Genomic DNA, 14,422 nt, shown 5'->3' with positions numbered 1-14,422 from the left:
CGTACTCCTGGGTCTGCGTACGGGGTGGGGGCGCGCCGTGGGGCGGACGGCGGGTGTCAGACGGCGGACTGTGGGGGCGGCGGACTGTGGGGGCGGCGGGGTTCAGACGGCGAGCTTTTCGAGGTGGGCGGCGGCCGCGGCGGCCCCGCCCGCGGCGCGGAAGGAGTCGCGGACGCGGCGCGCGGCGGCCCCGTACGCGGGTTCGGTGAGGACGGCGTCGAGGGCGGCGCCCAGCTGGGTGCGCCCGGCCCGCCCGAACCGCACCCGCACCCCCGCGCCCGCCCCGGTGACCTGCGCGGCGACCACCGGCTGATCGTCCCGGATGGGCGCGACGACGAGCGGGACGCCGTGCCACAGGGACTCGGCGACGGTGTTGTGCCCGGCGTGGCAGACGACGGCGGACGCCCGGGCCAGGAGCGGGAGTTGGGGCACCCGGTGGGCGATCAGGACGTCGGCGTCGGAGCCGGTGTCGAGGACGCCACCGGGGTCGGCGACGACGGCCTGGAGCCGGGGGGCGCGCTCGCGGACGGCGGCGGCGCACTCGGCGAGGAAGCGGGCCCCGGTGTCGGCGTTGGCGGTGCCGAGCGAGACCAGGACGAGGGCGCGCCCGGGGTCGAGCCACTCCCACGGGAAGTCGGGCGCGGGCCGCTCCGCGATGGCGGGCCCCACCCACTGCACGGGGCTCTCGTGGCGGCACTCCCCCGCCAGCTCCCTTGTCGTGAAGGCGAGGACGAGGTCGCGCGAGAAGCGCGGGTCGTGCGTGCGCCGCGCGTCCCCGAGCTCGGCGCGCAGCCCGCCGAGGAGCGAGCCGATCCACTCCTCGACCTTCGGCATGCTCTCCAGCGCCCCGCTGAACTCGGCGGACGTGGTCGCCGACGTGGCACACGGGACGCCGAGCCGCTCGGCGACGAGGGCGCCCGCGAGGGCCTGCTGGTCGGCGACGACGGCATCGGGGCGGAACTCCCGGGCCGCCGCCTCGACGCCGGGCGCCATGGTCCGGGCGAGCGGCCCGAAGAACTCCTGCCACAGGAACTGCAGGGCGGCGACCCCGCGCAGCTCGGGCGGCCGCTCCACGTTCTCGGGGACCGCGCACGCGTACACCTCGGTCTCGGCCGGGGTGAGCTCCTCGACGACGCGCGGCAGGCCCGCCCAGGCGACCCGGTGGCCGCGCGCGGTGAGCTCGGCGGCGACGCCGACCAGCGGGTTGATGTGCCCCACCAGCGGCGGCACGACGAACAGGAAGCGGCTCATGACGTCGCCGCCCCCGCGAGCTCCCGGTGCCCGGTGCGCACCCACTCCAGGAGCATCGGCTCCACGGTCTCGGGCGTGCCCACGAGGACCGAGTGGCCGTGGCCCTCGACCAGGAGGGTGCGGCAGCGCGGCAGCAGCCCCTCCAGCCAGGGTGCGAGGACCGCGAGGTCGGAGTCGGCGCCGTACATCGCGAGCACGGGCAGGTCCAGGCCGCGCCAGCGCTCCTCGTCGGGGATGCGGCTCGCGGCGATGTCGTCGGCGATGCTCGTGCCGTGCAGCAGCCGCTGCGCCCAGCGCACCAGGCGGGCCTCGTGGCGTCCGTAGCGCTCCTCGATCCACGGCAGGGTGCGCTCGTCGCGCAGCTGGTACGCGGATCCGGCGAGCAGGCGGCTCATCTTCTGTGCCCAGGGCGCGGTCGGCGGCTCCGACTCGACGGCGAGGACGCTGGCGACGCGATGCGGGTGGTGCAGGGCGAAGTCGAGGGCGACGGTGCCGCCGAAGGAGTTCCCGATCAGGTGGGCGGGCCGGTCGATGCCGAGCTCGTCGAGGAGCGCGCCGAGGTCGGCGGTGAACTCCTCGATGCCGTAGCCCCGTTCGGGCCGGGCGCTGCGGCCGTGGCCCCGCTGGTCGTACATGACGACGTCGTATCCGGCGGCCGCGAAGGCCGGGGCCACGGTGAAGTAGTAGCTGGTGAGGTTGTCGGTGGCGATGCCGTGCACCAGGACGACCGGCTCGCCGCCCGGGGCGCCGAGCCGCTCCACGTTGAGGCGCGCACCGCCCGCCTCGACGGCGGTCATCGCAGCTGCCCGCTGACGTACGTCACGACCTGGCCCACCGAGAGCCCGATGATCTCGGAGAGTTCGAGCGAGGCGAAGAACGCCGGGAAGTCCACGCGGTCGCCGTACCGCTGCCGGAGCTCACTGGTGAGCGTGACCAGGTCGATGGACTCCAGGTCGAGGTCCTCGACGAACCGGGTCTCCAGGGTGATGGGCGTGGCCTCCAGCTCGGCGTCGTCGAGGACGCTGCGCAGGGCGTCGGTGAGGTCGGCGAGGATCGTGGTCTCGTCGACGGGAGCGGTGGTGGGGCGGGCGGGGCTGGTCATGGTGCGGTCTCCTGTGGGGAGTCGATCGGTTCGGTCCAGGCGACGACATAGGCGCGGGGCGGCAGACCCGGCGGGTTGGCGGTCTCGGTGAGCCGCACGTGGTGGGTGCGGCCCGTGGGAGTGCGCACGCTGAGACCGCCGTCGGGGGCGGCGGTCACCGTGAAGTCGCGGGGGCGGCCGCCCATGCCGGTGCCCTCGGCCTTGGCGGCGGCCTCCTTCGCGGCCCAGAAGCGGGTCAGGACGCGGGTCCGGTCGCCGTCGGCCTCGGCGAGCACGTCGAAGAGGGACTGTTCGGCGGGGGCGAGGACGGCGTCGTAGGTGGCGTCGGGGCGCTCGGTGATCTCTTCGATGTCGATGCCGACACCGGCCCCCGCCCCCGTCCCTGCCTCCGTCCCCGACCCCGACTTCGGCCGCACGAGGGCCACCGCGGCCTCGGCGCAGTGCGCCAACGACAGGGAGAGCGGCGGGAGTTCAAGCCCGTTGACGCCTTCCGGGTACGGGCGTCCGCTCTCCTCGTTGCCGATGCGCACCTCGGCCGGGTACAGCGGCCCGGCGCCGTGGTGCACCCACAGGTGGCGGCGCACGGCGTCCTTCGCGGCGATCCGGCCGAGGAACCACTGGCGCTTGCCGCGCGGCGGGTGGGCGGCGTACTGGGCGCGCTCCTCGCCCGCGAGCTGGTTGCGCATCATCAGGTCGCGGGATGCGGGGTCGGGCCAGTACTCGAAGGCCAGCTGCCAGCCGCCCGGCTGCTCGTCGGAGAGGGTGTTCTCCTGCGGCCTGCGCTTGACCGGGTCGACGCGGGCGGGCGAGTCGAAGCGCCGGTCCTGCCAGCCCGTCAGCTCGGCCCAGACGGTGCCGTCCTGCACCAGCTGGACGTCGGCTTCCAGGACGGTCTCGGTCAGCGCCGTGATCCGGATGCGGCAGTCGAGCTCGGCGCCGGGCGCCGGGTGCGGCCCGAAGAAGCGGGCGTGCCGGATCCCCACCGGGAAGACGACGGTGCGGTCCGTGTGCGTGGCGATCAGCCAGTACCCGAGGAGCTGCCCGACGTTGTCGAGCAGGGCACCGGGCGCGGGCGGCGCGACGAGGGTGCCGCGCACGTGCCGGTCACCGACGGCCTCGACACCGGTCACCCCCTGGAAGAGGGGCCCGTGGAACATCCACCGCTCGTCGTACATCTCCTGCGCGGTGGTGGCGGGCGTCCACTCGGGGGTGACCGGCGGCCAGGGGGCGGGGGGCCGCCGGTGGCCGTGGGCCGGGGCGGTCTCGACGGTGGCGCGGGCGTAGCGGCCGAAGGAGACGGCGTACCGGCCGGGGGCCTCGGCGGACTCGGTGACGTCGAGCTCCACGGTGGTGGCGGGCGCGGCGACGACCCACTCCAGGAACCGGGCGTCCCGCACGCCGACGGGCACCTGTCCGGTGCGCTCGGCGACGGCGTCCGCCATCAGCTGCACGATGGTCGTCGCGGGGACGACGGGCCAGCGGTCGGCGATGTCGGGCCAGTCGGCGGGCTGGGCGAAGAAGCAGTGGTCGCGCAGGTAGGGCATCGCGTCGATGCTGATGTCGAGGGTGGTCGGCTGTTCTTGAGGGGGTACGGGTTCCTGGGGCGGGGTCGCGGGAACCGGTGGGGCCGCGGGGACCGGTGGGGCCGCCACGGCTGCTTCGGGGGCGGGGAGGCGCCGGGCGACGGGTGGACGGGCGGGAGAGGCGCCGCGGGCGGCGAAGAGTTCGGCGGCGACGGCGGCGGTGTCGTCGAGGAGTGTCCGGAGCTCCGAAGCCGCGGGGAACTGGGCTGAAACGGCGGCCAGTTGATCCCGTCGGGCGCCCCCGCGCAGGCTCTCGCGGAGCCGGTCCCGCACCTCGGAGTCGAGCGAGACCAGGCCCGCCCCGAGGTCCAGCGGCACCGTGTGGGAGGCGGCGCCCCTGGAACCCGTATCGCTGGAGGTGTCCCTGGAGGTGCCGCTGGACGTGTCCCTGGACGGAGTCAGCCGCGAGAAGTCCGGGGACGCCCCGCACGCCCACAGGCCGGCCGCCACCCGGCGCAGCTGCGGCATCCCGCTGTGGCGGGCCGAGTTGGCGCTCACCGCGAGGTGGTCGCGGCCGTCGAGGGTGTCGCCGACGAGGGCCGGGAGCTGGCCCGTGCCGAGCTGGACGAACGCCCGTACCCCGGACGCGTACAGCGCCTCGGTGAGCTGCCGGAACCGCACGGGTTCCAGGAGGTGCCGCACGAAGAGCTCGCGCACCGCCCGCTCCTCGGCGGGGAACACCGACGCGGTGGTGCCGGACCACACCGGGACCTTCGCCCGGTGCAGCCGGAAGCGGCCGGTGGCCTCCTCGATGGGACCGAGGTAGGGCGCCAGCATCGGCGTGTGGAAGCCGGACTCGAAGGGCAGCACCTGGCCCAGGACGCCGTCGTCGCGCAGCCTCTCCGCGAGGGACTGGACCTGGCCGTACGGGCCGCAGGCGATGGACTGGCGGGGGGCGTTGTCGTGCGAGAGCACCACGCCGGGGTGGTCCGCGAGGGCGGCCGAGACCTGGGCGGCGGGGGCGCCGAAGGCGGCGAAGGCGAGGCCGGGGACGCGGAGGGTCGCGGGGTCGAAGTCCCTGAGGAACGCGTCGACCTCGTCGTCCGCGAAGATGCCCGCCGCGACCATGGCGGTCCACTCGCCGACGCTGTGGCCCGCGACGGCGTCGGGGGTGACGGCGAGGTGGCGCAGGGCCTCCGTCAGGAAGCGGCCCACGCGGACCACGGCGGCGCCGTGCTCGGCGACGTGGCCCACCTCGGCGTCCAGCCCTTCCGGCCGGGGGAGGCCGAAGTGGGCGGCCACGTCCGTGACCTGGGGGGTGAAGTCGGCCTCCAGGCCGGGGTAGAGGAAGGCGACCTTGCCCTGCCCCGGGCCGGGGCCGAGGAGGGGCTCGGGGGCCAGCCAGACGTCGCTTCTGCCGCCCCAGTGTCTGGGGGCTGCCGCGGCCTTTCGCGCGAGGGCGAGGCGTTTGGGGGTGGGGTTCAAAATCGCCACTCGGGCTCCGCCCTCGCCCGGATCGTCCACCCGGGTCCGGATGTCCGCGTCGTCCGCGTCCAGCACCTGCGCCAGCTCCGCCGGGGTTCTCGCCGCCACGCGCAGCAGGACGTCCGGCTCCGCCACGTGGGCGACCGTGTCGCCCGGGACGGGACCCGCCGTGCGGGACGCCTGCCCGCCACAGTCGAACGACTCCAGGACCACATGGCCGTTGATCCCCCCGAAGCCGAACGCGTTCACGCCCGCTCTGCGGACCTCCCCCTCCCACTCCCGCGCCTCGTTCAGGGGGCGGAAGCGGGTGGGGAGGAGGTCCGGGTGGGGGTCGTCGCAGTGCAGCGTCGGGGGGAGGACGCCGTGGTGGATGGCGAGGGCCGCCTTGATGAGGCCCGCCGCGCCCGCCGCGGGCATCGTGTGGCCGATCATCGACTTGACCGAGCCGATCACCGCGTCCGGGCGGCCGGCCGGGGCCCCGAACACCTCGGCCAGCGTGGTCAGTTCGGCGCTGTCGCCGTTCGGCGTGCCCGTGCCGTGGGCCTCCAGGAGGCCGAGCGATCCGGGGGCGGCCGGGTCGAGGCCCGCCGCCTGCCAGGCGAGCCGGACCGCCCGGGCCTGGCCGCCCGGGTCGGGGTTGACCAGCGACGCGGCCCGGCCGTCGCCCGCGACGCCGACGCCGCGCACGACGGCGTAGATCCGGTCGCCGTCGCGAACCGCGTCGTCCAGGCGCTTGAGGGCGACCACGCCCGTGCCCTCGCCCATCAGGACGCCGTCCGCGTCACGGTGGAAGGGGCGGATGCGCTGCGACGGGGAGAGGGCCCGCAGCTGGGAGAAGACGGACCAGAGGGTGATGTCGTGGCAGTGGTGGACGCCCCCGGCCAGCATCATGTCGCAGCGGCCGGAGGCGAGTTCGGCCACCGCGTGGTCGACGGCGACCAGCGAGGAGGCGCAGGCCGCGTCGACCGTGTACGCGGGGCCGCGCAGGTCCAGGCGGTTGGCGATGCGGGACGCCGCGAAGTTGGGCACGAGGCCGATCACGGACTCGGGGGTCTGCGGGCCGCCGAGGGCGTCGCTGAACGCCGTACGGATGTCGGTGAGGCGGTCCTCGTCGAGCTCGGGCAGCAACTCCCGCAGCGTGCGGATCAGTTGGCCCGAGGTGCGGACGCGCTGGTCGAGGCGGGCGATGCCGGCCGTCAGATAGCCGCCGCGGCCGAGGACGACGCCGACCCGTGCGGGGTCGGGCAGGCGGCCGCCCGTGTCGGCGATGGCGGCGGCCGCGGTGCGCAGCGCGATGAGCTGGTCCGGCTCGGTCGCGGGGACCGAGCCCGGCATGATGCCGAAGGCCGTCGGGTCGAACTCGGCGAGCGCGGGCAGCCCGTCGACGAAGCCGCCGCGGCGGCAGTAGATCGCGTCCGGGCTCCCTGTCCCCCCGTCCCCGCGGTCCGGCGCGTCCGGGCGGTAGTACTCGGGGTCCCAACGGCCCTTCGGCACCTCGGAGATGGCGTCGGCGCCCGTACGGACGTTGTGCCAGTACGTGTCGAGGTCGCCGGCGCCCGGCAGGGTCACCGCCATCCCCACGATCGCGACCGGCGGGGCGGCCTGCTGCGTCCGGGATCTGCTCATGTCACCAGGCCGATGCGGTGTAGACGACCTCGTCGGTGTCCGCGTCGCCCCAGGCGAGCTCGCGCAGCACGGCGAGCACGCCTTCCTCGGGGTCGATGAGGGAGATGCCGCGGCGCGCGTACTCGCGGCCGAGCTCCGGCGAGACCATGCCGCCGTGCGGGCCCGTCGGCGCCCACGGGCCCCAGTGGACGGTGAGGGCGCGGCGTCCGGTGGCGTCGCGCCAGCGGCGGCCGAGACCGGCGAGCGCGTCGTTGGCGGCGGCGTAGTCGATCTGGCCGCGGTTGCCGTAGACGGCGGAGATGGAGCCGAACAGGACGGTGAAGCGCGGGAGTTCGGGCAGCCGGTGCAGGGCGGCGAGGAGGGTCTTGGCGCCCTCGAACTTGGTCCCGTAGACCCGGGCGAAGGACTCGGGGTCCTTCGCCTCGATGAGCCGGTCCTCGATCACCCCGGCGGCGTGCACGACGCCGTCGACGCGGCCGTAGCGGGCGTAGATGTCCTTGACGGCCTGCTGGACGGCCTCGGAGTCGCGCAGGTCGACGGAGCGGTAGCCGGCGGTGCCGCCGACGCCGCGGATCTCGGCGAGCGTCTCGCCGACCTCGCGGGCGGCCAGGATGCGGGCCGCCTCCCGCTCGATCTCGGCGGGGCGGAGCCCGCCCCGCGCGGCGAGCGCGGCACGCAGCGCGACCTTGTCGCGGGCCTCCTCGAACTCGTCTCCGTGCTCCGAGAGTTGAGTGCGGCCGAGGAGTTCGACCCGGCAGCGGGACGCGGCGGCCAGGGCGATCGCGAGGCGCGCGGTGATGCCGCGGGCGCCCCCGGCAAGGACCACGACCGACTCCGGGCCGAGCCCGAGCACGGCGGCTTCGGCCGACCCGTCCCCGGCGGGTCCGGCCCCACCCCCGCCGAGCAGCCCGAGCGGCCGCGCGACCGTCTCCAGGCCGCGCCTGCTGCCGTCGGTGCGCAGCACGACCGGCTCCCGGTCCGGGGCGAGCAGTTCCTCCACGAGGGCCTCGGCCTGGTCGGCGGGCGACCAGGAGCCGTCGAGGTCGACGACGCGGGCCACGGTGTCGGGGTACTCGCGGGCGACGGTGCGGAAGAAGCCGCTGAGGCCGTTGGCGTCGCCGCCGTAGCGGGCGCAGAGCAGCCAGCGCGGGGCGCGCCGCAGCACCGCCTTGAACACCGGGAACTGCCCCGGCAGGACCGGCTCCCCCACGGGCGAGAGCGCCCCGACGTGCACGACGCCGTCGAGCGGCCCCTCGTGCCCCTCGAGGTCACCGCTCCCGCGCACGGCGCTCGCCCCGAGCACGGTCAGCCGCGTGACCAGCGCCTGGGCGACGGGCGTCCCGTCCCCGACGACCAGGAAGTGCTTCCCCCGCAGATCTTGCGCGACCGCGCCGGGGGCGGGGGCCGGGTCGAGGGGGGTGGGGGTCAGGAGGTGGCGGGTGGGGGCGGCGACGAGGGGGGCCGCGGCCTCTTCGGGGGCGTCGGGAGCTTCTTCTTGTACGAGGGGCTCCTGCTCGCGTACGGCGGGCCCCTGCTCGCGTACGGCAGGCTCCTGTTCTCGTACGGGAGTCATGGCGGCCGTCTCGGGAACCGGGGCCGTCTCCGTGGCCGGAGCCGTCTTGGCCTTGAGCCACTCGGCGATCCCTGCCGCCGTGCGCGCCCGGGTCAGCTCCTCCAGCTCCGCGTCCGGCAACGACCTCAGATCCACCCCCGAACCCAGCAGCCGCTTCCCCAACTCCCCGGCAATCTCAGTCCGCTTGATCGAATCGACGGACAGATCCGCCTCCAGATCCAGATCCGGCTCGATCATCTCCACCGGATAGCCCGTGCGCTCGGCGATCACGTTCAGCACGGTGTCCAAAACGTTCAGTTGAACGTCCGGCGCGGCCTCGGCCACGGGCGGAGGTGTCGGCGGGGGCGCCTCCCCCACCACGCGCGCGCCGAGCCACTCGGCGATCCCGGCCGCCGTACGGGCCCGGGTCAGCTCCTCCAGCTCCGCGTCCGGCAACGACCTCAGATCCACCCCCGAACCCAGCAGCCGCTTCCCCAACTCCCCGGCAATCTCAGTCCGCTTGATCGAATCGACGGACAGATCCGCCTCCAGATCCAGATCCGGCTCGATCATCTCCACCGGATAGCCGGTCCGCTCGGCGATGACACTCAACACCGTTCCGAGGACGTCGAGTTGAGCCTGTGGGGCCGCCTGGACCTCCACGGCCGCGACCTCCGGCCCCGGCTCCGGGATCTCCACGGGCACCGCGGGCACGACGGCGGGCGCCGCGACCGCCGCGACCGGCGGGGCCGCGGGCGCCGCAGGCACCGCCGCACCCGTCCCGAAGTACGTGAGCAGCACGTCCCGTTGGGCCGCGACCATCTCGCGGCTGTTGCGCAGGAACTCCTGGAGCAAGTCGTCGTTCACAGTGCTCGTCTCCGTCGTGACCGAGGAAGAGGAAGAGGTGGAGGAAGAGGCCGGGGAGCCGGGGAGGAGGGAGATCCGGCGGGCCGGGCCCAGGGCGCCCGGCAGGGGGGCGCCGTCGGCCGTGCGGACCAGGTGGCCGTTGACCGTCCAGCCGGGCCGCCTGGGCGCGGCCGCCGCGTCGGCGGGCACCGCGTCGCGGCCCGCGAGCAGCCGGGCCGCCGCGACGGGAACGCCCGCGACCGCGAGCCGGGCCAGGCAGTCGAGGAGGCCGCGGACCCCGGCGTCGGGGCGGGGCTCGAAGGGGACGGCCGTGTGCGGGCGGTCGCCGAGGACCTTGCCGACCAGGCCGGTGAGGACCGTGCCGGGGCCCGCCTCGACGAAGACCCGGGCCCCCGCGTCGTACATCGCCTCGATCTGCTCGGCGAACCGGACGGGGGCGCCGATCTGTTCGGCGAGGTGGCCGCGTACGTCGTCGGGGGCGGACGGGTAGCGGGTGCCGGTGAGGTTGGACCACACCGGGAACTCGGGGGTGCGCACGCGCTGTGCGGCGAGGCGCTCGGCGAAGCGCGGCACAGCGCCCGCGACCAGCGGGCTGTGGAAGGCGCAGGCGACCGGGAGCGGGCGGGCGCCGAACCCGGCCCCGGTGAGCTTCTCGACGGCGCGGGCGACGGCGTCCGTGGGGCCCGAGACGACCGTCTGCTGCGGGGCGTTGTGGTTGGCGGCGACGACCTCGCGCACGAGGTGCTCCTCGGCGAGGACGCGCTCCACCTCCTCGGCGGAGGCGGCCACGGCGGCCATCGTGCCGGGGTCGTCGCCGGTGGCGTCGAGGATGGCGGCGGCGCGCTCGCGGCTGAGGGCGCCGAGCCCGGCCGGGTCGAGGGCGCCCGCGGCGCACAGGGCGACGAGTTCGCCGTAGGAGTGTCCGGCCGCCATGTCGGGGTGCACGCCGAGGCCGCCGAGGATGTCGTACGCGGCCAGGGACACCGCCCCGAGCGCGGGCTGGGCGCGGCGGGTGTCGGTGAGCCGGTCGCGCTGGGCGGCGCGTTCGGCGTCGGTGAAGGCGGCGGGCGGGAACATCGCGTCGGCGGGGGCGTCGCGCAGATGGCGCTGCGTCTCGGGGAACGCGGCGAAGAGCTCGGCGAGCATGCCGGGCCGCTGGCTGCCCTGCCCGGGGAAGAGGAAGGCCACCTGGCCGCCGGGCTCATGGCTCTCTTCGGCCGCCCGGTGGATGCCGGGACCGGACTCCCCGGCGAGCAACTTCCGTAGAAGGACGGCGAGTTCGTCGGTCGACTCGGCGACGACGGCGGCCGTCACGGGGCCCGCCGCCGCGCTCTGCTCCGCCCGGCGGGCCGCGGTGAGCGCCAGGTCCCGCAGCCGCCAGGAGTGGCCCTCGCCCGTGCACAGGTCAAGGAGGTCCCGGGCGGCGCCGTCGGAGCGGAAGAGGAACAGCTCGGCGGGGAAGGCGTCGGCGCCTCTGCGCGGCGGCGCCCCGCCCTCGTGCCCCCGCATCACCACATGGAAGTTGGTGCCGCCGAAGCCGAAGGCGCTGACCCCGGCGATCCGCTCGGCGGCGGGCGCGGGCCACGGCAGGGCCCGGTCGTGCAGCGCGAAGGGGCCGTCGGGCGTCCAGGCCGGGTTGGGCTCGGTGACGTGGAGGGTGGCGGGGCGGACGCCGGTGTGCAGGGCGAGGGCGGTCTTGATGAGGCCCGCGAGCCCGGCGGCGCACTTGGTGTGCCCGATCTGCGACTTGACGGAGCCGACGACGCAGCCGCCGGGTGCCGCGCCCGCCTCCTCGAACACCCCGGACAGGGTGGCGAGTTCGGTGCGGTCGCCGACGACGGTGCCGGTGCCGTGCGCCTCGACGAGACCCACGTCGGCGGGTGAGAGGCGGGCCTGAGCGTAGGCCCGGTCGAGGGCGGCGCGCTGGCCCTCGGGGCGGGGCGCGGTCAGGCCGAGGGAGCGGCCGTCGCTGGCGCTGCCGACGCCCTTGATGACGGCGTAGACGCGGTCCCCGTCGCGCTCGGCGTCGGCGAGCCGCTTGAGGACCACGCAGGCGACGCCCTCGCCGAGCGCGATGCCGTCGGCCTCGGCGTCGAAGGTGCGGCAGCGCCCGGTCTTCGACAGGGCGTGCACGGAGGAGAAGAGGATGTAGTCGTTGATGCCGTTGTGCAGGTCGGCGCCGCCGCACAGGGCGACGTCGGCGGCGCCGGAGGCCAGCTCCTTGCAGGCGACGTCCACGGCCGTCAGGGAGGACGCGCAGGCCGCGTCGACGGTGTAGTTGGCGCCGCCCAGGTCGAGGCGGTTGGCGATGCGGCCGGAGATGACGTTGGCGAGCACGCCCGGGAAGGAGTCCTCGGTCAACTCGGGGAGCTGCTCGGCGAGTTCGTCGGGCAGGCGGCCGAGGTAGGAGGGCAGGACGGTGCGCAGCGTCGTCGCGTTCGAGGTGTCGCTGCCCGCCTCCGCGCCGAAGACGACGCAGGTGCGCTCGCGCGGGAAGTCCCGCGCGCCCTTGGCGGCCGGGTCGTACCCGGCGTCGGCGAGCGCCCGGCGCGCGGCCTCGAGGGCGAGCAGCTGCACGGGCTCGATGCTGGCGAGGGACGTGGGCGGGATGCCGTAGGCGAGCGGGTCGAAGGGGATGTCGGGCAGGAAGCCGCCCCAGCGGGACGCCGACACGTCGTGCGCCTCGGCGTCGTCCCCGTAGTGCAGGGCGGGGTCCCAGCGCTCGGCGGGCACCTCGGTGACGGAGTCGACGCCGTCGAGGACGTGCGCCCAGAAGGTGGCGAGGTCGGGGGCCTGCGGGAACATGCCCGCCATGCCGACGACGGCGACGTCGAGCGGCTCGGGCACGGCAACGCCCGTGTCCTGCACGGGCGTTGAGAGCTCCGCGACGCGCCGCTCGTAGAATGCGGCGGCCCCGTCGGTGACGCCCGCGTGCAGCCGGGCGACGGAGGTGGTGGCGCCGCGCAGGACGGCGACCTCCCCGGCCATGAACATGCCCTCGCCGAGCTGGCGTTGCTCGTCGACGTCGCAGAGTTCGTCGCCGACGCGCTCGATGCCCTTGCTGGCGATGCGCAGCCGGCCGACGTTGAGCCGCTCCAGCTCCTCCCACGCCTGCCGGTCGGGCACGCCCTGCTCGCGCAGCTCGTCCTTGAGGGCCTGGTAGGTGTCGGAGAAGGGGCTGGGCACGCAGCGGGTGGCGTGCCCGGGGGCGGTGTGCAGCAGGGCGGTCGACTCGGCGGTGATGACCTGGCGCTGGAAGAGCGGCTGGATGGCCCCGCACTCGACGGCCTCCTCGGTGAAGAGGTAGGCGGTGCCCATCAGGACGCCGGTGGCGACCCCGCGCGTGGTGAGCCCGGCGGCGAGGGCGGCGACCATGGCGGCGGACCGCTCGTCGTGGATGCCGCCCGCGAACAGCACTTGCACGTCACCGGGGTCGACGTCCCCGTGGGCGTCGAGGAAGTCGTCCAGGACGGCGAGCTGCGCCTCCCACAGCGGAAAGCTGTTGCGCGGCCCGATGTGCCCGCCGCACTCGGCGCCTTCGAAGACGAAGCGCCGCGCGCCCGCCCCGAGGAACTGTCCGAGCAGCCCGGGAGAGGGCACGTGCAGGAAGGTCCTGATCCCGTCGGCCTCCAGGTCGGCGGCCTGCGAGGGGCGCCCGCCCGCGATGATCACGTGGCTGGGCTGCAGCTCCCGTACGGCCTCCAGCTGAGCGGTGCGCACCTCTTCGGGCGCGAAGCCGAGGATGCCGACGCCCCAGGGGCGGTCGCCGAGCGCGGCCTTCGTCTGCTCCAGCATCGAGCGGGTCTGGGCGGGGGCGGCGAGGGCGAGCGCGATGAAGGGGAGCCCGCCGCCGTCGGCCACGGCGGCGGCGAACCGCGCCTGGTCGCTGACGCGGGTCATGGGCCCCTGCGCGATGGGAAGGCGGGTACCGAGGGCCCGGCACATCGGCTGGGCGTCGCCGCCGCGCAGCGCGGCGGCGACATGGCCGTCCGCCCGCAGACACCCGTCGACGGCTTCCCGCACGGCCCGCACGGCGTCGCTGACGCTGCCGTACTTCTCGGCGAACCGGGCGGCGAGGAAGGCGTCCTGCCCGAGCGGGAGGAGACGTTCGCGGAGCTCGGCGGGGGTGCCGGGACGGCGCCGGTCGAGCACGCGGCGGCCGCCCACGAGGACGGTCTCGGTGCCGTCGGCGGTGCGCAGCAGGGTGGCGACGGCGGGCGGCAGCTGGGCCTCGTCGAGCAGGGCGAGCTGCACGTCGAGGACGACACCGGCGGCGCCGGCGAGGACGGCGGCGGCCGCGGTGCGGGGCCCGATGCCGCCGCACGCCCAGACGGGCACGCCCCCGGCACCGGCGTTCCCGGCCTCGGCCAGCACCTGCTGGAGCAGCACGAAGGTGGAGAGCTCCCCGCACGGCCCGCCGCTCTCGCTGCCGCGCACCACGAGTCCGGCGGCCCCCTCGGCGAGGGCGGCCCGCGCCTCGGCGGCGCTGCGCACCTCGGCGAGCACGGTGGGCGCCTGGACGTGAGCGATGCGCCAGGGGGCGTCCGGGGCGAGGAGGACGGTGTGGGGTCCGGTGCCGTCGGGGGCGTGCAACTCGTCGGGGTGCAGGGCGCAGTCGGCGGAGATCCGGACACCGAAGTCGCCCGGTGACCAGGCACGGGCAAGGGCGAGGGCCTCGCGGGCGCGGCGGTCGCCGGTGCCGAGGTCGAGGATGCCGAGTCCGCCGGCCCGGCTGACGGCGGCGGCGAGCCGGGCGTCCGGCTCTCCGAACGGGCTGACGCCGATGACGGCGGCACGCGGGTGCGTCACGGGAGAGGACTCCTCTGCGGAGAGGCGAGTGGTACGACAATCCGATACAGACGGGAACGTAAGGGATCATCGACGCAGGTGCAATGACGCTATGGAGTCGATGCATCACATGGCGTAACTGACGGGTCGTCACGCGTGAAGGGGCCGGCGCCCCACCCGCGGAGGCGGCACGGGAGACGACGGGGCACCCACTCCCGTACGGCCAGG

General features: G+C 75.5%; 5 protein-coding genes. All 5 read right to left on the bottom strand.

Annotated elements, in window-relative coordinates; genetic code table 11:
* Positions 1–102: 102 nt before the first annotated feature.
* From ACFWYM_RS25830 to ACFWYM_RS25810, 5 genes are read right to left on the bottom strand one after another with little or no spacing between them, the layout of a single operon-like run.
* Positions 103–1,251 carry a glycosyltransferase gene (locus tag ACFWYM_RS25830; protein WP_384841777.1) on the bottom strand — a complete coding sequence of 383 codons (1,149 nt, stop codon included), beginning with the start codon at positions 1,249–1,251 and terminating at the stop codon, positions 103–105.
* Positions 1,248–2,048, bottom strand: a complete 801-nt coding sequence (locus tag ACFWYM_RS25825) for an alpha/beta fold hydrolase (RefSeq protein ID WP_384841774.1) — start codon at positions 2,046–2,048, stop codon at positions 1,248–1,250. Before ACFWYM_RS25825 ends, ACFWYM_RS25830 begins: the two co-directional genes overlap by 4 nt.
* Positions 2,045–2,353, bottom strand: a complete 309-nt coding sequence (locus ACFWYM_RS25820; RefSeq protein WP_384841771.1) for a phosphopantetheine-binding protein — start codon at positions 2,351–2,353, stop codon at positions 2,045–2,047. The genes ACFWYM_RS25825 and ACFWYM_RS25820 overlap by 4 nt, the downstream gene beginning before the upstream one ends.
* Positions 2,350–6,987 carry a beta-ketoacyl synthase N-terminal-like domain-containing protein gene (locus ACFWYM_RS25815; RefSeq protein ID WP_384841768.1) on the bottom strand — a complete coding sequence of 1,546 codons (4,638 nt, stop codon included), beginning with the start codon at positions 6,985–6,987 and terminating at the stop codon, positions 2,350–2,352. The genes ACFWYM_RS25820 and ACFWYM_RS25815 overlap by 4 nt, the downstream gene beginning before the upstream one ends.
* 1 nt (position 6,988) lies before the next feature.
* Complete coding sequence (locus ACFWYM_RS25810) at positions 6,989–14,215, bottom strand: SDR family NAD(P)-dependent oxidoreductase (protein WP_384841765.1); 7,227 nt, start codon at positions 14,213–14,215, stop codon at positions 6,989–6,991.
* Positions 14,216–14,422 lie beyond the last annotated feature (207 nt).

The sequence above is a fragment of the Streptomyces sp. NPDC059009 genome, assembly GCF_042740175.1.
Lineage (GTDB): Bacteria > Actinomycetota > Actinomycetes > Streptomycetales > Streptomycetaceae > Streptomyces.
This window is presented reverse-complemented; position numbering and strand designations above follow the sequence as displayed.

What these genes read in the sequence shown, in the direction of transcription:
- ACFWYM_RS25820 (WP_384841771.1), bottom strand. Translation starts at nt 2,353, where the DNA reads ATGACCAGCCCCGCCCGCCCCACCACCGCTCCCGTCGACGAGACCACG.
- ACFWYM_RS25815 (WP_384841768.1), bottom strand. Translation starts at nt 6,987, where the DNA reads ATGAGCAGATCCCGGACGCAGCAGGCCGCCCCGCCGGTCGCGATCGTG.
- ACFWYM_RS25825 (WP_384841774.1), bottom strand. Translation starts at nt 2,048, where the DNA reads ATGACCGCCGTCGAGGCGGGCGGTGCGCGCCTCAACGTGGAGCGGCTC.
- ACFWYM_RS25830 (WP_384841777.1), bottom strand. Translation starts at nt 1,251, where the DNA reads ATGAGCCGCTTCCTGTTCGTCGTGCCGCCGCTGGTGGGGCACATCAAC.